The 17,939-nt window shown below is 59.4% G+C and carries 15 protein-coding genes; 5 read left to right on the forward strand and 10 right to left on the reverse strand.

Annotated features, from left to right (window positions below):
• Positions 1-48 precede the first annotated feature (48 nt).
• The 3 genes from ACTZWY_RS14335 to gntR all read right to left on the reverse strand — a co-directional run bounded on the left by ACTZWY_RS14335 (position 49) and on the right by gntR (position 4,120).
• Positions 49-1,200, reverse strand: coding sequence for a fumarylacetoacetate hydrolase family protein (locus ACTZWY_RS14335; protein ID WP_444791390.1), 1,152 nt, complete (start codon positions 1,198-1,200; stop codon positions 49-51).
• A 20-nt stretch (positions 1,201-1,220) separates the two neighbouring features.
• On the reverse strand, positions 1,221-3,002 hold the full coding sequence (locus ACTZWY_RS14340) for an IlvD/Edd family dehydratase (protein ID WP_444791391.1): 1,782 nt from the start codon (positions 3,000-3,002) through the stop codon (positions 1,221-1,223).
• Positions 3,003-3,106: 104 nt separating this feature from the next.
• Positions 3,107-4,120, reverse strand: coding sequence for an HTH-type transcriptional regulator GntR (gene gntR, locus ACTZWY_RS14345; protein ID WP_444791392.1), 1,014 nt, complete (start codon positions 4,118-4,120; stop codon positions 3,107-3,109).
• A 153-nt stretch (positions 4,121-4,273) separates the two neighbouring features.
• Here gntR and ACTZWY_RS14350 point away from each other — a divergent pair, with 153 nt between their 5' ends.
• The 4 genes from ACTZWY_RS14350 to ACTZWY_RS14365 all read left to right on the forward strand — a co-directional run bounded on the left by ACTZWY_RS14350 (position 4,274) and on the right by ACTZWY_RS14365 (position 8,110).
• Positions 4,274-4,813, forward strand: coding sequence for a TRAP transporter small permease (locus tag ACTZWY_RS14350; protein ID WP_444791393.1), 540 nt, complete (start codon positions 4,274-4,276; stop codon positions 4,811-4,813).
• Positions 4,813-6,090, forward strand: a complete 1,278-nt coding sequence (locus ACTZWY_RS14355) for a TRAP transporter large permease (protein WP_444791394.1) — start codon at positions 4,813-4,815, stop codon at positions 6,088-6,090. Before ACTZWY_RS14350 ends, ACTZWY_RS14355 begins: the two co-directional genes overlap by 1 nt.
• A 37-nt stretch (positions 6,091-6,127) precedes the next feature.
• Entirely contained in the window at positions 6,128-7,135 is a 1,008-nt protein-coding gene (locus tag ACTZWY_RS14360; RefSeq protein WP_444791395.1) for a TRAP transporter substrate-binding protein, read from the forward strand.
• An 84-nt stretch (positions 7,136-7,219) separates the two neighbouring features.
• Positions 7,220-8,110 carry a DMT family transporter gene (locus ACTZWY_RS14365; RefSeq protein WP_444791396.1) on the forward strand — a complete coding sequence of 297 codons (891 nt, stop codon included), beginning with the start codon at positions 7,220-7,222 and terminating at the stop codon, positions 8,108-8,110.
• A 47-nt stretch (positions 8,111-8,157) separates the two neighbouring features.
• Here the strand turns inward: ACTZWY_RS14365 and ACTZWY_RS14370 are convergent, their stop codons facing one another.
• The 6 genes from ACTZWY_RS14370 to chvE form a co-directional block, all read right to left on the reverse strand.
• Positions 8,158-9,075 carry a dihydrodipicolinate synthase family protein gene (locus ACTZWY_RS14370; protein ID WP_444791397.1) on the reverse strand — a complete coding sequence of 306 codons (918 nt, stop codon included), beginning with the start codon at positions 9,073-9,075 and terminating at the stop codon, positions 8,158-8,160.
• Positions 9,076-9,085: 10 nt separating this feature from the next.
• A complete protein-coding gene (locus tag ACTZWY_RS14375; protein WP_444791398.1) occupies positions 9,086-10,000 on the reverse strand; it encodes a Gfo/Idh/MocA family protein in 915 nt (304 codons plus the stop codon).
• On the reverse strand, positions 10,000-11,742 hold the full coding sequence (gene araD, locus ACTZWY_RS14380) for an L-arabinonate dehydratase (RefSeq protein WP_444791399.1): 1,743 nt from the start codon (positions 11,740-11,742) through the stop codon (positions 10,000-10,002). The genes ACTZWY_RS14375 and araD overlap by 1 nt, the downstream gene beginning before the upstream one ends.
• Before the next feature lie 19 nt (positions 11,743-11,761).
• Positions 11,762-12,991, reverse strand: coding sequence for a multiple monosaccharide ABC transporter permease (gene mmsB / locus ACTZWY_RS14385; RefSeq protein ID WP_444791400.1), 1,230 nt, complete (start codon positions 12,989-12,991; stop codon positions 11,762-11,764).
• Position 12,992: 1 nt separating this feature from the next.
• The gene (gene mmsA / locus ACTZWY_RS14390; protein WP_444791401.1) at positions 12,993-14,525 is read right to left on the reverse strand and encodes a multiple monosaccharide ABC transporter ATP-binding protein; all 1,533 of its coding nucleotides are present in this window, start codon (positions 14,523-14,525) and stop codon (positions 12,993-12,995) included.
• 84 nt (positions 14,526-14,609) lie between these two features.
• Positions 14,610-15,659, reverse strand: a complete 1,050-nt coding sequence (gene chvE / locus ACTZWY_RS14395) for a multiple monosaccharide ABC transporter substrate-binding protein (RefSeq protein ID WP_444791402.1) — start codon at positions 15,657-15,659, stop codon at positions 14,610-14,612.
• Between the two features lie 146 nt (positions 15,660-15,805).
• On the opposite strand from chvE, the gene ACTZWY_RS14400 reads away from it, so the two are divergent.
• Positions 15,806-16,723: a LysR family transcriptional regulator gene (locus ACTZWY_RS14400; RefSeq protein WP_444791403.1), complete on the forward strand. Its 918-nt coding sequence runs from the start codon at positions 15,806-15,808 to the stop codon at positions 16,721-16,723.
• Positions 16,724-16,780: 57 nt separating this feature from the next.
• Here ACTZWY_RS14400 and ACTZWY_RS14405 read toward each other — a convergent pair whose 3' ends face one another.
• The gene (locus ACTZWY_RS14405; RefSeq protein ID WP_444791404.1) at positions 16,781-17,821 is read right to left on the reverse strand and encodes a LacI family DNA-binding transcriptional regulator; all 1,041 of its coding nucleotides are present in this window, start codon (positions 17,819-17,821) and stop codon (positions 16,781-16,783) included.
• Between the last annotated feature and the right edge of the window lie 118 nt (positions 17,822-17,939).

Consider the following 17,939-nt stretch of genomic DNA (forward strand, 5'->3'; position numbering starts at 1 on the left):
GTCTTGTATGTCAGTTGTCTTGGTGTGTGCGCCGCAATGCGCTGCGCGTTACAGCAGGCCGCGCCCGGCAAGATTGCGCATCAACGCGCTTGTTCCGAACGTCCAACGCGGCGCTTTGGTTGAACACATAACAGTGTTGATCAGATTACCCAAGCCCGCTGCCGAAATTGTCACGCGGTCGCCCATATGATGCGTGAAACCTGCACCTTTTGCGCCACGATCGGCCACGGGGGCAAACATTGTGCCCAGATACAGCATGAACCCGTCAGGGTATTGATGATGCGCCCCGCAGGTTTGCGCGGCCAGATCCACCGGGTCGCGGCTGATTTCACGCATGGAGGAATGCCCCGACAACTGGAACCCGTCCACCCCGTCAATGGTCATGACAAGTTCTGCGCGGCGTATGTCATCCAGCCCGAAGCGGCCATCAAACAGCCGGATAAAGGGGCCAAGCGCGGCGGAGGCGTTGTTGTCCTTGGCCTTGCCGAGCAGCAGCGCCGAGCGCCCCTCAATGTCGCGCAGGTTGACGTCATTGCCAAGGCACGCGCCCAGAATGCGCCCGTCGGACGCGCAGGCCAGCACGATTTCGGGTTCGGGGTTGTTCCAGCTGCTGGATGGGTGCAGGCCCACAGCCGCGCCGTGCCCGACCGCAGACATGGGCTGCGATTTGGTGAACACTTCGGCGTCGGGGCCAATGCCCACTTCCAGATATTGCGACCACAGGTTTTCGGCCTGCAACACGGATTTCACACGCACCGCTTCCGGCGATCCGGGCACAAGGTCGCGCAGGCTGTCGCCGATAACGCCCGATACCTTGGTGCGGATTGCGTCGGCGCGCGCGGCATCACCGCCAGCGCGTTCTTCGATCACCCGTTCCAACATGGACCGCGCGAAGGTCACGCCGCAAGCCTTGACCGCTTGCAGGTCGCAGGGCGCCAGTAGCCGCAGGTCGTTTTCACCGGCATCGGGGTGGCTGGCGCTGTTCAGGTCGTCCAGCGTGCAAACTGGCGTGCCGGGGGTGTTGTGCACATGCGCCAGCGGGTCGGGCAGTTCCAGAAGGTCGCGCATGGTGGGCGCGGCTTTGGTGGTGATGTCGATGATCTGGCCTGCGCGCAGGGCAACCACGCTGGGGCCGATATCAGGCCGCCAAATGCGGCCGATATACATGCCGGCATCGTCCAGGTTCTGGTCGTGTGTCATATTAATGGGGTCTTTCTGGGTCAGTGATTGTCGCGCGGCAGGTCATGGCGGATGCGCTGATAGGCGGTGGCCAGTTCCAGACAGCCGCCATCGGCCAGTTGGCCCACATGGGTGCGGTAGATTTCCTGCCATGGTGTCTGATGGTGGAGTTTGGGTGCGGTCCAGCCGTCGCGGCGGGCCTGCCATTCGGCAGGGTCCACCAGCGCATCCAGACGGCTGGCGTTCAGGTCCAGCCGCACGCGGTCGCCGGTTTGCAACAGCGCAAGCCCGCCGCCCACCACTGATTCAGGGCTGGCATTCAGGATGGAAGGGGATTCCGATGTGCCCGATTGCCGCCCGTCGCCCACGGTGGGCAAATGGTTTACGCCCGCGCGCAGCAGCGCGTCAGGCGGCTGCATGTTCACCACCTCGGCGGAACCGGGATAGCCCACGCAACCCACGCCGCGAATGAACAGGATGGTTTCTTCATCAATGCCAAGGGCGGGGTCGTTGATGCGGTCGTGGTAATCCTCGGGTCCTTCAAACACCACGGCGCGCGCTTCAAAAATGCCTTCCTGCCCCGGTTTGGACAGGAACCGCGCGCGAAAATCGGGCGAGATGACGGATGTTTTCATCAGCGCCGAATCAAACAGATTGCCCGACAGCACCAGAAAGCCCGCGTTCTCGCGCAAGGGCGCGCTGACAGGCAGAATAACGTCCGTATCAAGGCTGGCCCAATTGCCCAAAGCTGCGCCCATGGTGGCCCCGCTGGCGGTCATGGCGCCATCATGCAACAGCCCTGCCTTGCGCAACTCGCCCATCACGGCGGGCACACCGCCAGCGCGGAAGAAACTTTCGCCCAGATATTTGCCCGCAGGTTGCATATTGACCAGCAGCGGCACGTTGAACCCGATTTTCTGCCAGTCACTGACATGCAGTTCCACCCCCGCATGGCGGGCGATGGCCTGCAAATGCGGCGGCGCATTGGTGGACCCGCCAATGGCGGAATTCACGATAATGGCGTTTTCAAACGCTTCGCGCGTCATAATATCGGACGGTTTCAGGTCTTCATGCACCATGGCCACAATGCGCCGACCCGTTTCATAGGCCATGGCCATGCGTTCGCGGAAGGGCGCGGGAATGGCGGAACTGCCGGTCAGGGTCATGCCAAGTGCTTCGGCCATGGCGTTCATGGTGCTGGCCGTGCCCATGGTATTGCAATGCCCAAGGCTGGGCGCGGAGGCGCACACGCGCGAGATGAATTCATCATACTCGATTTTGCCCTCGCTAAGCAGGCGGCGGCTTTCCCACACAATTGTGCCCGATCCCGCGCGCTTGCCCTGCCACCAGCCGTCCAGCATTGGCCCGCCATTCAACGCAATCGCAGGCAGGTCCACAGTTGCCGCGCCCATCAGCATGGCGGGTGTGGTCTTGTCGCAGCCGGTGGTCAGCACCACCCCGTCAATAGGGTAGCCATGCAGCACCTCGACCAGTGACAGATAGGCAAGGTTGCGGTCCAGCGCAGCAGTCGGGCGTTTGCCGGTTTCCTGAATGGGATGGACCGGAAATTCCATTGGAATCCCGCCTGCGTCGCGGATGCCTGCCTTGATGCGGTCCATCAGGAACACATGAATCTTGTTGCATGGCGCAAGGTCGCTGCCGGTTTGTGCAATGCCAATGACAGGGCGTTCGCCCTGCAATTCGGCGCGGGTGTATTCCTGGTTCAGATAGCGTTCCAGATACAGCGCGGTCATGCCGGGGTTGTTGGGATTGTCAAACCATTCCTGTGAACGGAACTTCTTGTGGGCGCGAGTGTCAGACATGTTGGTTTTGCCTTTTGGGATTGGGTCGGTCGGGCATTCGGATTGGCTGTTCAAGGCCAGCGTAATCCGCGCGAATGGGAAAAAACGACAGTTGCGCGCGGGGTTTACATTGTGCCCCCCTTGGGTTGCCGCAATGTGCTGTTTCGGACGATCAGATCATAGCCTGCATCAATGATGCGCTTTTGTGGCGGGGTGCCGTGCAACTGGTTAATTATCATGTTAACGGCTTGCAAGCCTGTTTCATAGCGATGTGTCCGCACTGATGTGATGGTGGGCACCGAACACGACACCACATCCAGATCATTGAAACCCACAATGCCCATCTGTTCGGGCACCCGCAAACCACGCCGCTGGCATTCAAACAAGACCCCCAATGCCACGTCGTCATTGTTGCAAAACACGGCATCCGCATCCGGGGCGCTGGCCAGCAAATCCGCCATCAGCTGGCTGCCAACCGAATAGGCGCTGGGATGTGGCGTGGTGACAACAAGCGCATCATCCGACAGGCCATGTGCGGACATGATGTCATTATACCCCGCAAGGCGGCGTTGCGCGCGCGGGTCCATGCGCGCGCCCAAAAACCCGATTCGGCGATACCCCTGTTCGATAAGGTGGCGCACGGCTGCGCGTCCTGCATCCTGCTGGTCGCACCCGATCATCATGTCCACCGGGTCCGGGCCGGTTTCCATGACCTGCACGACAGGGCAATCCATCTGTTCCAGCAGGCGGCGCGCATCGGGGGATTGGTCGATCCCGGCCACAATCATTCCGGCAGGGCGCTGGGTTGCCAGAACGCGCAACAGGTCTTCTTCGCGCGATAACTTGTAACGTGTGTTCACAAACTGGGGGGTGTAGGTCGTCCCCTCCACACCATCCATGACGCCGCGCAGCAATTCGGCAAATATCTGGTTGGTCAGGGACGGAATAACCACGCCGATAAGCCGCGAACGTGCCGACGCAAGCGCCTGTGCCGCCGGGTTGGGCACATAGCCCAGCGACTGGACAGCGGCGGCCACCTTGTCGCGGGTGTCTTGTGACACCAGTTCCGGCTGACGCAGGGCGCGGGACACAGTGACAACGCTTACATTTGCATGCAGCGCCACATCAGACAGCTTCATCGCTTTATTTTTTGTGGTTTTGTCCTTCATTGGGGCATGCCTGCGTCCAAATATCTGTAATTGGCGTTTGACAATGATATACGCTTTCATTTAGGAAATCACAACCGCTTTATGGTCATGATGATCGGCGGTTGCGCCAACCGGGAGGGGCTTGTGAAGCATTTGGCACGAATTGAACTGCTGGCGGTCCGGCTGGGGGAATTTGCACTTGTGGCGCTGCTGGCGGGTATGACCGTCATGGTGTTTGGTAATGTCGTTCTGCGCTACGGGTTCAACAGCGGCTGGAACTTTTCGGAAGAAATGTCGCGCTATTTCTTTGTCTGGCTGACCTTCATCGGGGCTATTCTGGCGTTCCGTGAATATAACCATATCGGGGTTGAAACCGTGGTGCGCATGTTCGGGCCGGTGGGGCGGCGGGTGTGTCTGGCGCTGACCAATCTTGTCATCCTGACCTGTGCGGCTGTGCTGTTCTGGGGCACCTGGGTTCAGCACCCGATCAATGCGTCCATGAATGCGGCCGTGATTGGCCTGTCGATGATCTGGGTTTACGGGATTACCTATGTCACGGGGGCGTGCATTGCGCTGATTGCGTTTCTGCGCATGGTGCGCGCGATCTTCGGCTTGACGCCGACGGATGAAATGGCGCGCTTCACCGGCGATTTTGACCTGCTCGACCAGAAGGAGAAGCGTTAATGGTTCTTCTGGTTTTTCTGGGAACGCTGTTTTTCGGGCTTGCGCTGGGGGTTCCGGTCGCTTTTGCGCTGATGTTCTGCGCGGTCGTTTTGATGACATGGATGGGGCTGTTCAACCCCCAGATCATCAGCCAGCAAATGGTGACGGGCGCCAATTCCTTTACGCTGCTGGCAATTCCGTTCTTCCTGCTGGCGGGCGAATTGATGAATGCAGGCGGGTTGTCCAAACGGATTGTGGCGTTTGCCGTGGCCTGTGTGGGGCATATTCGCGGGGGGCTGGGGATTGTGGCGATCATCGCGGCGGTGGTGATGGCCTCGCTTTCAGGGTCTGCGGCGGCGGATTCGGCGGCCTTGGCGGCAATCCTGATCCCGATGATGCGCGAGGCGGGCTATAACGTGCCGCGCGCAGCGGGTTTGATGGCGGCGGGCGGGGTGATTGCGCCCGTCATTCCCCCGTCTATTGCGTTCATCATCTTCGGGGTTGCGGCCAATGTGTCGATTACGGCGCTGTTCATGGGCGGCATTGTGCCCGGTATCATGATGGCCGCATCGCTGATTATCGCATGGCTGATTGTTGCGCGGCGCGAAAATGTCAAACCCCTGCCGCGCGCCACTGGCCGCGAGCGGTTGCGCGCCACGGCAGCGGCGGGCTGGGCATTGATGATGCCTGTCATCATTTTGGGCGGTATCCGCTTTGGCATTTTCACCCCTACCGAAGCGGCCGTGATTGCGGCAGTTTATGCGCTGTTTGTGGGGATGTTCGTCTACCGCGAATTGAAAGTGGCGCATTTGTATCATGTGCTGCTGAATGCGGCCAAAACGACATCTGTTGTGTTGTTTCTGGTTGCGGCGGCCCTGGTTACGTCCTGGCTGATCACGCGGGCGAATATTCCGGCAGAAATTACACGCTTCCTGTCGCCGGTGCTGGATAACCCCAAAATGCTGATGCTGGTGATTGTGTTGTTGGTGCTGGTGGTTGGCACAGTGCTGGACCTGGCGCCCACGATCCTGATTCTGGTGCCGGTGTTGATGCCCGTCATTCGCGCAGCGGGAATTGACCCGGTGTATTTCGGGATCATTTTCGTGATGACCACTTGTGTGGGGCTTCTGACCCCGCCGGTGGGTGTTGTTCTGAACGTGGTCAGTGGCGTGGCGCGCGTGCCCTTGGGCAAGGTGATTTGGGGTGTCTTGCCCTTCCTTGCGGCCCAGGTGGGTGTGCTGATGGTGCTGATTGCGTTTCCCGAACTTGTTCTGGTGCCGCTGCAATGGCTGCGCTGAGAAGAAGAAACCTGTTTTCAATCTGGGAGGAAAGACCATGAAAACCCTGACCAAACTAACCCTGACAACGGCGCTTGTTGCAGGTGTGGCGCTGCCCGCGCTGGCAGATATCAGCACGCGCACCATTACAGTGTCCAACGGCGTGGCGGAAACCCACCCGGTGGGTGACGGGATCAACGCGATGCGCGCGTGTATCGATGAGCGCACCGACGGGGCGTGGACGCTGAACGCATTCTGGTCCTCGGCGCTTGGTGATGACCTGACGGCCACACAGGCGCTGCGCTCGGGCACACAGGAAATGGTGGTCACGTCTTCGTCGCCGCTGGTCGGTATTGAACCGGCGCTGGGGGTTTTTGACCTGCCGTTCCTGTTTTCCAGCGCAGAAGAAGCCGACGCCATTCTTGACGGTGCTTTCGGGGACTATATCGCAGAAAAGATGGAAGATTCCGGCCTTGTGAACCTGGCCTACTGGGAAAACGGGTTCCGCAACCTGACCAACTCGGTGCGCCCCATCACCCGCCTGGAAGATTTTGACGGAATGCGCGTGCGCGTGATGCAAAACAACATCTTCCTTGATACGTTCCAGGCGCTTGGCACCAATGCCACGCCCATGGCCTTTGGCGAAGTGTTCACCGCGCTGGAAACCCGCGCGATCGACGCACAGGAAAACCCCTATGTGACGATCGACACCTCCAAATTCTATGAGGTGCAGGGCTATCTGTCGGCCACGCAGCATGCCTATACACCGTTTATGGTGCTGTTCTCTGGTCCGATCTTCAACACATATTCGGAAACCGAACAGACCATCTTGCGTGAATGCGCTGTGGTGGGCCGTGATGTCCAGCGCCGTGTCGGGCGCGAATTGTCGGACGTGTCGCTGAACAATGTGCAGGAAGCGGGCATGGCGTTCAACGAGTTGGACGGCGCAGAACTGAACCGCATTCGGGCCGCTGTGGAAGGTGTGTATGAAAAACACGCCGAAACAATCGGCGTCGAGGTGATCGACATGATGCAGGCAGAGCTTGCCAAACTGCGCGGCGAATAAGCCTTGAAACCGGTATGCGGGGGCCACGGTCCCCGCATGTTGCTATTGCCACTTTTCCCGAAATGAAGTGATGCGATGATGCGCATGAACCCGACCCTTGCAGGTCTGGCCCTGATGTTGCTTGGCATGTTCCTGTTTGCGTCCAACGACGCGCTGGGGAAATGGCTGGTCAGCAGCTATTCGGTGGGTCAGGTGCTGGCGATCCGCAGTCTTGCGGCTTTGGCAGTGTTGTTGCCGTTTCTGTATGCGTTCGGGTTTCGCAAGCTGTTTCATGTGGACCGGCCTGCGGTGCAATTTGCCCGCGTGGTGCTGTCCACGGCAGAAGTGTTCTGCTTCTATTTCGCGGTGCGCCATATGCCGCTTGCCGACACAATGACCTTCTGGTTGGCGGCGCCTATTTATGTTGCGGTGCTGTCGCCGCTGTTGCTGCGCGAGTCTGTCAGCCCGTTGCGTTGGGCGGCGGTGGTGTTCGGGTTTGTGGGCGTGTTGATCGCGCTGAAACCCAGTGGCGAGGGGGCAGGGATGGCCACACTTGTGGCCATCATAGGGTCGCTGTGTTTTGCGCTGATGATGATTACAGGGCGCTATTTGCGTGGCACGCCCGACATGACGCTGGTGTTCTGGCAGTTGGTTGGCGCAGGTGTCGCAGGTGTTATTGCAGCCCCTGTGGGCTGGTCCATGCCGGGGGCGTTTGACTGGGGCTTACTGGCGCTTGTGGGTGTGGTGGCAATGGGGGCGCATCTGTGCGTGAACCGCGCCCTGAAGCTGGCCGATGCCGCGCTGATTGCGCCGTTGCAATATACATTGCTGCTATGGGCCGTAATCCTGGGCTGGATATTCTTTGGGGATATTCCGCGTTTCGCCATGTTGATGGGGGCGGTGGTGATTATGCTGTCCGGTCTGGTGCTGGTGCTGCCTGAACAGCGCATCAAGGCCGCATTTTTGCAGCGCTGGCGCAAGGAAAAAGCCCCCTGACCACGCGCGCGGTCAAGGGGCATTTGTGTCGGCACCTGTAGCGGGGGTTATTTGCCCCAGCGCAGGGCAATCAGGTCCAGTTCGCGCGACAATTGCAACAGGCGGTCTTCGGTGCGCGGGCTTAGCGGTTTCAGCGGGTGGCGCACATGGTCCGACCGGATGACGCCGCCATGTTTCATGACAGTCTTGGCCGCGCGCAACCCGCATTGGCGGTTTTCATGATTGATCAGCGGCAGGCACAGTTTCCATTGCGCCAAGGCCGCATCCACCGCGCCATCCAGATACTGCGTCACAATGGGCCGGATATGTTCGGGCAGAAGTGCGGATGTCATGGTGCCTGTGCAACCCGCATCCAGATCAGCCAGCAATGTGACCGCTTCTTCGCCGTCAAAGGGGCCGAGAATATCCTTGCCGCCCGTTTCAATCAACGCTGCCAGCTTGTCGGCCGCAAACGGCATTTCCAGCTTGAAATAGCTGACCTGTTCCAACTCGCGGGCCATGCGGGCCAGAAACGGCACCGATAGCTGACACCCCGACAAGGGCGCGTCCTGCACCATGATGGGAATGGTGATGGCGTCTGACACGGCCTTGAAATGTTCAAATATCATCCCCTCGGTGGGGACCAGCCCGACCCCGTGATAGGGGGGCATCATCATCACCATGGCCGCCCCCATGGCCTGCGCGGCGCGCGCGCGCGCCACCACAAGATTGGTGGAAAAATGGCTGATGGTCACAATAACCGGCACCCGCCCCGCGACATGTTCCAGTGACACGCGCATCATGGCGGTGCGTTCGTCATCGGACAGGACAAACTGTTCGGAATAATTCGCCAGAATGCAAATCGCATCAACACCTTGATCAATCATGCAATCCAGCACGCGGCGCATGCCGTCATGGTCCAGACTGCCATCATCAAGAAACGGGGTGGGGGCTACGGGCAGAATACCCTTGAGGGGGGTTTGCATGTGGGGGTCCTTAGAAATGGAAAGGGTCAACACTGACGCGCGCGCCAGTCATGAAGGCATCGGCCACCAGTGTCAGCGGGCGCATGTCCATGTCAGACGCGCCCGCGCGCACAAGCTGCGCCATGCGTTGATACAGGCGCGGATATTCGCCCGACAGCGCATCGGTGGGGGCATTCTGGGGCGTTCCATCCACCACCATACGCGCGCCGCCATCATGCAATTCCAGCGTGCCTTGGTCCGTTTCAAGCGCGATGGACCATGTTTGCGGACCGGTCTGGCGCCAGTCGAAATCGGCGCTGATATTGTTGCTGAAGTCCAGTTGTGCGGCAATCGGCATCTGGCGGTTTTGCGGCACTTCCAGTGTAGCGGCGCGCAGATGCACCGTGCAGGGCAGAATTTCGGTCAGGATGGACAGCGCGTTTATGCCGGGGTCAAACACGCCCATGCCGCCTGCGTCGAACACCCAGTCCTGGCCGGGGTGCCATTTGCGCACATCCTCGCGCCATGTAATGCGCCCGGATCGCACAATCTTGTCGGTCAGCCATGCTTTTGCGGGGGCAACCATCGCGGCCTCGCGGCTGTGCCATGTGGCGAACACGCCAAGGCGTGCATTCTGGGCCATGGCCTGCAAGGTGGCGCATTCCGACAGCGTGGCACCGGGGGGTTTTTCCAGCATGACATAGCGCCCGGCCTGCAAGGCTTTCGCGGCCAGATCAAACCGCGGCGCGGGCGGCACACACAGTGAAATTACGCGGATGTCACTGCGCGCGGCCAGCATGGCGTCCAGATCGCGCCATGCTTCCACCCCGTCAACGCTGCCATGGCGCGACACAGTTGCGGCCAGTTCCCAATCGGGGGATGCGCGCAAGGCGGGCACATGCTGGTCAAGGGCGATTTTGCCAATTCCGACAAGGGCAATTTTCATCAGTGACTGTCCCTTCCGACAGGGGCGCCACGGCACCCTTTCAGGAAATCAAGATCGGCGCCTGTATCGGCCCCTTCGACATGGTGGGCATGCAGCCATGCATAGCCCGATGCCGGCAAGGGCGCGGGCGGGGTCCACCCGTCCAGCCGCGCGGCCAGTTCGGCGTCCGGTATGTCCAGATGCAGGCGGCGCGCGGCCACGTCCAGTTCAATCATATCGCCATTGCGCACCACTGCCAGCGGGCCGCCTGCCGCCGCTTCGGGCGAGGTGTGCAAAACAACCGTGCCATAGGCCGTGCCCGACATGCGTGCATCTGATATGCGCACCATATCCGTGATGCCCTTTTTCAATATCTTGGGCGGCAGGCCCATATTGCCCACTTCTGCCATGCCGGGGTAACCCTTCGGGCCGCAATTTTTCAGTACCATGATGCAATGCTCATCAATGTCCAGATCGGGGTCATTGATGCGGGCCTTGTAATCGTCGATATCTTCAAACACGACCGCGCGGCCACGATGCTGCAACAAATGCGCTGACGCGGCAGATGGTTTCAGCACAGCGCCTTTCGGGGCAAGATTGCCGCGCAAAACGACAATGCCGCCTTCTTGCGCCAGCGCGCGGTCCACGGGCAGGATGACATCTGGATTGTGGTTCACAATATCTTGCAATTCGTCCCAGATCGGCCCACCCGACACTGTGAGTGCATCCTTATGCAGCATTCCCGCATCCCCCAGACGGCGCAGCACGACCGGCAGGCCCCCGGCATAGAAGAATTCCTCCATCAGGTATTTGCCCGATGGCATCAGGTTGACGATGGTGGGCACCCCGCGCCCGCAGCGGTCCCAGTCATCAAGCGTCAGATCAACGCCCACACGCCCCGCAACCGCCATCATATGAATGACCGCATTGGTGGACCCGCCAATTGCGGCATTGGTGCGGATGGCGTTTTCAAAGGCCCGTTTGGTCAGAATATCAGATGGTTTCAGATCATCCTTGACCATCTGGACAATGCGCCGCCCCGACAGTTGCGCCATGACACGGCGGCGCGCATCGACCGCCGGAATGGCGGCATTGCCTGACAGGGCCATGCCCAAGGCCTCGGACATCGACGCCATGGTGGACGCGGTGCCCATGGTGTTGCACGACCCCGGCGATCGGGACATGGACGCCTCGGCTTCCAAAAACTCCTCGGGGGTCATGTCGCCGGCCTTCACCGCCTCGGAGAATTTCCACAAATGCGTGCCAGACCCCACGCGTTCCCCGCGGAAATGCCCGTTCAGCATGGGCCCGCCGCTGACAAGGATTGACGGCAGGTTGGTGGACGCCGCCGCCATCAGCAGGCTGGGCGTGGTCTTGTCGCAACCCGCCAGCAACACGCACCCATCCATGGGCAGGCCGCGCATCTGTTCCTCAATGGACATGGCGGCAAGGTTGCGAAACATCATCGCGGTGGGCCGGAACCCCGATTCCGACGCCGAGAAGGCAGGCACTTCGACCGGCAGGCCCCCGGCCTCATAAATGCCCGCGCGCACCCTTTGCGCCAGATCGGCCAGATGGGCATTGCAGGGGGTCAGTTCCGACCATGTGTTCAGAATGGCAATGACGGGGCGGCCATCGAACATGTCATGCGGGATGCCCTGATTTTTCATCCAGCCGCGATGATAGATCGCATCGCGCCCTGTGCCGCCGAACCATTCCTGCGACCGTAATTTTCGGGGCCATTCTGCCGGTGTGAAAGTCATGTCTTACCCCTTGCCCGAATTATGCACGTTTGCTTTTGTTGTAGACATCGAAGATGACAGCAGCCAGCAGCACCAACCCCTTGATCATTTGTTGGTAATCAATGCCGATGCCCATGATGGACATGCCGTTATTCAACACCCCCATCAGGAACGCGCCCACCACTGCGCCGACAATCTTGCCCACACCGCCCGACATGGACGCCCCCCCGATGAAGGCAGCGGCAATCACGTCCAGTTCCAGTGCAAACCCCGCCTTGGGGGTGGCGGTGTTCAGGCGCGCGGCGAAAACCAGCCCCGCCGCCGCCGCCAGCACCCCCATATTGACGAAGGCCAGAAAGGTCAGGCGTTCGGTCTTGATGCCTGACAGTTTCGCGGCCTTTTCATTGCCGCCCACCGCGTAAATCTGGCGGCCCATGACGGTGTTTTCAGTCAGAAACGCATAGATGATGGTCAGTATGCCCATGGTCAGCAACACATTGGGCAGGCCCCGAAAGCTGGACAGTTTATAGGTGATGAACACCAATGCTGCCGCCACGATGATGTTGCGGATGACGAAGAACGCGAAAGGTTCATCCATCATGCCGAAGGATTTGTTGCGCGCGCGTTTCTTTACCCCCATCCAGACAATGACCGCCGCCGCCACCACGCCTGTCAGCAGCGCCAGAATATTGACATTGCGTTCGCCAAACATGACGGCCAGCGACTGGCCCCATGCGGCGGGGAACGGGTCGGCCACAAACCCTGTGGCAATAACCTGAAATTCGCGCGGGAAGGGGCCGACCGACTGCCCTTGCAGCAGCCATAGCGACAGCCCGCGAAACACCAGCATCCCCGCCAGCGTCACAATGAAGGACGGGATTTTCCAATAGGCAATCCAGTATCCCTGCGCCGCCCCGATCAACCCGCCGGTAATCAGGCAGATGACAATTGCCAGCATCAGCGGCAACCCCATCGACACAATCAGCACCGCCGCCAGCGCCCCGATGAAGCCCATCACCGACCCCACCGACAAATCAATATTGCCGGACACGATGACAATCAGCATGCCAAGCGCCATGATGACGATATAACTGTTTTGCAACAGAAGGTTGGTAATATTCACCGGGCGCAGCAGCGTCCCGTTGGTGGTGATCTGGAAAAACACCATCACCATGATCAATGCGACCAGAAGGCCATATTCGCGCAAATGGTTGACCAGATACTCGCGCATTGACTGCGCAGTGCCGGATTGTGTGTTTGCCTGTTGCATTTCAGACTTTCTCCGATCTTGTGACGATCATGGACATGATGCGTTCCTGGCTGGCGTCTTCTGCCGTCAATTCGCCCATGATGGCCCCTTCGTTCATGACATAGATCCTGTCGCACATGCCCAGCAGTTCCGGCATTTCCGAGGAGATCATGACAACCCCCTTGCCTTGCGCCGACAAGTCATTGATCAGGCCATAGATTTCAAATTTGGCGCCCACATCGATGCCGCGTGTCGGTTCATCAAGGATCAGAACCTCTGGCCCTGAAAACAGCCATTTCGACAAGACCACCTTTTGCTGGTTGCCCCCCGACAGGTTCATGACACGCTGATACACGCCCGGTGTGCGGATATTCATGCTTTTGCGGTAGCCTTCGGCCACCTGCGCTTCGCGCGCTTCATTCAGCAGGCCATTGCTGGCCACAGCGTGCAGATTGGCCAGGGTTATGTTGCGCTGAATGCTGTCTTCCAGAATCAGGCCCAGGGACTTGCGGTCCTCGGTCACATAGGCCAGCCCGGCGGCAATTGCATCGCTGACAGTGTTCAGCTTTACAGGCGTGTCGCGCATGCGCACGTCGCCCTGAATGTCGCGGCCATAGGACCGGCCGAAAATACTCATGGCCAGTTCGGTGCGACCAGCGCCCATAAGGCCGGCAATGCCCACCACCTCGCCCTCGCGGACGTGAAAGGACACATCCTTGATGGCCATGCGTTCAGGGAAATCCGGGTGGCGCACGGACCAGTTTGCCACATCCATCAACACAGGCCCCGCGCGGCGGGTGCGCGGCGGATAGCGCTGCGCCATGTCACGGCCCACCATGTCGCGCACAATGCGGTCTTCGGTAATTTCGTCAGTGTCCGCGCGCATGGTGGACACGGTGCTGCCGTCGCGGATAACTGTGATACTGTCGGCCACCTTGCGGATTTCATTCAGTTTATGGCTGATGATGATCTGCGTCATCCCGCGCGATTTTAGTTCCAGCATCAGGTCCAGCAGCGCATCACTGTCGGATTCCGACAAGGCGGCGGTGGGTTCGTCAAGGATCAGCAGGCGCACATCCTTGGCCAGGGCTTTTGCAATTTCCACCAGTTGCTGTTTGCCCACACCCAGCTTTTCCACCAGCATGGTGGGCGGGTCGCTAAGGCCCACACGCGCCAGCAATTCGCGCGTGCGGCGCGTGGTTTCATGCCAGTGAATATACCCGTTGCGGCTGATTTCATTACCCAGAAACAGGTTCTCGGCAATTGACAGCAGCGGCACCAGCGCAAGTTCCTGATGGATGATGATGATCCCGCGCGCTTCGCTGTCCTGAATGGACCGGAATTCCGCCAAAGCGCCGTCATAATGGATTTCACCATCATAACTGCCCGCCGGATAGACGCCCGACAATACCTTCATCAAGGTGGATTTGCCCGCGCCGTTTTCGCCAACGATTGCGTGAATTTCCCCTTCTGCAACCGACAGGGTCACTTCGTCCAGCGCCTTGACGCCGGGGAAGGATTTGGAAATTGCGCGCATTTCCAGAAGTGGCTTCATGACTGCCCGCCCTTCGCTACGGTTACGCGCATGCCCTGAAATATGCCCAAGGCATGCGCTTGTCCCGTGTTGGGAATACCGCGCTTAGCGCAGCTGCTCTTGGGTGTAATAGCCCGACCCGATAAGGACTTCTTCCCAGTTCGACGCATCAACCGACACGGGTTCCAACAAGAAGCTTGGCACGATCTTGACACCGTTATCATAGGTTTCGGTGTCATTGATTTCCGGCTCGCCCCCGCCAAGCAGGGCATCCACCATGCCAACCGTCACCCGCGCCAGTTCGCGCGTGTCCTTGAACACGGTCGAGTATTGCTCGCCTGCCAGAATGGACTTGATGGACGGAACTTCCGCATCCTGCCCTGTCACGATGGGCATTTCCAGATCATCCGATCCATACCCAACCCCCTTGAGGGATGACAAAATACCAATGGACAGCCCGTCATAGGGGGACAGAACACCGTGAATTTCGGTATCAGTGTAATGGGCGGATAGCAGGTTATCCATGCGCGCCTGTGCAACAGCACCGTCCCAGCGCAGCGTGCCCACACGGTCCATGCCCATTTGGCCTGATACAATATTCACCGATCCATCATCAATCAGCGGCTGCAGCACCGACATTGCGCCGTCATAGAAGAAGAAAGCGTTGTTGTCGTCGGGCGAACCGCCGAACAGTTCCACATTCCACGGCCCTGACCCGAACCGCGATTCCAGCCCCGATACCAGCGATTCCGCCTGCTGCACACCAACCTGGAAATTGTCGAATGTCGCATAGTAGCTGACATGTTCGCTGTCGCGGATCAGCCGGTCATAGGCGATGATGTCAATTCCCGCGAAATGCGCGTTTTCCAGTGCGTTGGACAAGGTGGTGCCGTCAATCGCGGCAATGACCAGCACATCAACCCCGTTGGTGACCATGTTTTCAATCTGGGCCAACTGGTTGGGAATGTCATCTTCGGCATATTGCAGAATGGTGGAATAGCCTGCTTCTTCAAACAGGCCGACCATGGCGTTTCCATCTGCGATCCAGCGGGCGGATGATTGCGTTGGCATGGCAATTCCGATCACCCCTTCGGCCATGGCCCCTGTTGCCAGCGTCAGGCCGACCACTGATGCGGTCACAAATTTATATGTCATTATGCGCTCCTCCCAGCGAAATGGTGCGGTGCCGTCGAATGTTGGTCCGTCGAGGGGCACCGGCAAAGTCTTCTTAGGGGGGAAGGACATTTCCATCAAATCATATTTATTGAACAAGGCATATCATTTACGATATGGCTTAGCACATGCTGTCCTTATTGCGCCTGAAACCCGGTCATTTGAAACTGCTTTTGCGGATTGCCGAAACGGGCAAGCTTCAGCTTGCTGCCGACCAGATGGCCATGTCGCAACCCGCAGCATCCCGCATATTGGCAGAGGTGGAGGCCGATCTTGGCGCCCCGCTGTTTGAACGCTTGCCGCGTGGCATGATGCCCACCGAAGTGGGGCGGTCCGTCTTGCGGCGCATGGGCATGATTCTGACGGAATTTGAAGGGCTGGAACACGAATTGGGCATGATCCAGTCCGGGCGGTCCGGGCGTGTGCGCATCGGGGCAGTGACGGGGCCTGCGGTGGGGTATGCCGTGCCTGCCATTTCCCATATCCGCCAACACGCCCCGTTCCTTGACGTGACCATCCATGTGGCGCCGTCTGCCGACCTTATGCGCGGGCTGGAGGACCGCCAGTTTGATTTCATCATTGCCCGCTTGCCACCGGGTTATGATGCCGCTGATCTGGAAGTGAACCCCGCGCGCACCGAACGGGTGGTGCTGTTGGTGAATGACCGCCATCCACTGGTGGGCCAGCGGGCCTGTGCCCTGTCAGATTTGCGGCAGTATGAATGGGTTATGCAAGAACGCGGGACGCCCATCCGGCAGGCAGTTGAACATATGTTCCGCGTATCAGGAATGGCGCTGCCGGAACGGGTGTCGAACAGTTCTTCGCTTCTGGTGGCCTTGACGATGCTGGCAGCGGGACATGCCATCACCCCCCAAGCGCAGGAGGTTGCGGACCTGCTGGGCGCAGATGGCATTGGTGCGCGTCTGGCGGTGCTGGACATTGCGCAGGATATCAGCGTGGAACCCTATTTCATCATTCGTCACCGGCACCATGCAACCACACCGGCAGTTATGCAGGTTTATCAACGGGTTCTGGAAATCCTGTAATCCGTTTCGGGCCAGGGCACCCGCACCCTTGGGGGCGCGTGTTATGCGCAACATGCGTCAAGGGGCTGTGCTGTGCTGCGGTGGGGCGGTGGTGCCGCGTTCAATCAGGGCAACAGGGGCATAGATGACATAAGCGCCCTCGGTTTTTTGTTCGCCGCGCAGGCGGGCCAGCAATTCCTGCGCCGCCAGTCGCCCAAGGCCCGCGCGGTCCTGCCGGATGGTGGTCAGGCCCGGTTCCGCGTATGCGGCCATTTCAATATCATCAAAACCGATGACCGATATATCATCTGGCACACGCAGCCCGCGCCGCCGACAGCGCGCAATAAAGCTAAGCGCCATAGCGTCAGATGCGCAGAAAACCCCGGTCGGGCGCGGGGACAGCGCCAGAATTTTGTCAGCGGCCTGCGCGCCCGCCATCAGCGAAAAATCGCCCTGCACAACCCAATCGGGCGGAATGTCCAGATTATGGGTCGCGCAGCGTTCCAAAAACGTGGATTTGCGCATGTCGGCCAGAATGTTGGACGCGGGGCCTGTGACATGGGCAATTTTCCGGTGCCCTAGGGCAACAAGGTGATCGACGGCCAGCTTTGTGCCCAGCCCGTTATTGCTGCGGATGGACGGAAGCGGCCATTGGTCGGACCATTCGCAACAAAACACGACATTGCGCATCATGTTGGCGTTGCGCAGGGCCTTCGCGGTTGTGGTGGTCATGTGCCCGTCAAGGGTTACCATGCCGTCCACGCTGCCATTAAGCAAACAATCTGCCACAGCCTGTTCGGATGCGCCGGGTTGCTGGCTGTCGAACACCAGCACCGAATACCCGTTTGCGGAAAGCACGTCATTCATGCTGGACAGGATCGCGGAAAAAAACGGGTTGCCCAGATTGGGGACAAGCACAAGCACCGCGCCGGCGCGGCGCGTGCGCAGGTTGCGCGCGGCCTGATTGACACGGTAGCCGGTGGTTTCGATTGCATCGAAGACCTTTTTGCGCGTTGCCTCGCTCAGGCGGTCGGGTTGTGTCAGGGCGCGGCTGACTGTAGCGGTGGACACACCTGCAACCTGCGCAACATCCTTGATCTTTGGCGGGGGGGTTTGCATCCGGGTGTCCGCATCCTTGTTTTATGAACGGCTACAAATTTCTTGACAGATTGTTTCGACTGACTGAAGGTGGTGTAATCGATTACATGATGATTCATCCTTGGAGGAGGTCGTTTTT

This window comes from Roseinatronobacter sp. NSM, from assembly GCF_052379845.1.
Lineage (GTDB): Bacteria > Pseudomonadota > Alphaproteobacteria > Rhodobacterales > Rhodobacteraceae > Roseinatronobacter.

What these genes read in the sequence shown, in the direction of transcription:
- ACTZWY_RS14340 (WP_444791391.1), bottom strand. Translation starts at nt 3,002, where the DNA reads ATGTCTGACACTCGCGCCCACAAGAAGTTCCGTTCACAGGAATGGTTT.
- mmsA (WP_444791401.1), bottom strand. Translation starts at nt 14,525, where the DNA reads ATGAAGCCACTTCTGGAAATGCGCGCAATTTCCAAATCCTTCCCCGGC.
- araD (WP_444791399.1), bottom strand. Translation starts at nt 11,742, where the DNA reads ATGACTTTCACACCGGCAGAATGGCCCCGAAAATTACGGTCGCAGGAA.
- mmsB (WP_444791400.1), bottom strand. Translation starts at nt 12,991, where the DNA reads ATGCAACAGGCAAACACACAATCCGGCACTGCGCAGTCAATGCGCGAG.
- gntR (WP_444791392.1), bottom strand. Translation starts at nt 4,120, where the DNA reads ATGAAGCTGTCTGATGTGGCGCTGCATGCAAATGTAAGCGTTGTCACT.
- ACTZWY_RS14405 (WP_444791404.1), bottom strand. Translation starts at nt 17,821, where the DNA reads ATGCAAACCCCCCCGCCAAAGATCAAGGATGTTGCGCAGGTTGCAGGT.
- ACTZWY_RS14335 (WP_444791390.1), bottom strand. Translation starts at nt 1,200, where the DNA reads ATGACACACGACCAGAACCTGGACGATGCCGGCATGTATATCGGCCGC.
- ACTZWY_RS14355 (WP_444791394.1), top strand. Translation starts at nt 4,813, where the DNA reads ATGGTTCTTCTGGTTTTTCTGGGAACGCTGTTTTTCGGGCTTGCGCTG.
- ACTZWY_RS14400 (WP_444791403.1), top strand. Translation starts at nt 15,806, where the DNA reads ATGCTGTCCTTATTGCGCCTGAAACCCGGTCATTTGAAACTGCTTTTG.
- ACTZWY_RS14365 (WP_444791396.1), top strand. Translation starts at nt 7,220, where the DNA reads ATGAACCCGACCCTTGCAGGTCTGGCCCTGATGTTGCTTGGCATGTTC.
- ACTZWY_RS14370 (WP_444791397.1), bottom strand. Translation starts at nt 9,075, where the DNA reads ATGCAAACCCCCCTCAAGGGTATTCTGCCCGTAGCCCCCACCCCGTTT.
- ACTZWY_RS14375 (WP_444791398.1), bottom strand. Translation starts at nt 10,000, where the DNA reads ATGAAAATTGCCCTTGTCGGAATTGGCAAAATCGCCCTTGACCAGCAT.
- ACTZWY_RS14360 (WP_444791395.1), top strand. Translation starts at nt 6,128, where the DNA reads ATGAAAACCCTGACCAAACTAACCCTGACAACGGCGCTTGTTGCAGGT.
- chvE (WP_444791402.1), bottom strand. Translation starts at nt 15,659, where the DNA reads ATGACATATAAATTTGTGACCGCATCAGTGGTCGGCCTGACGCTGGCA.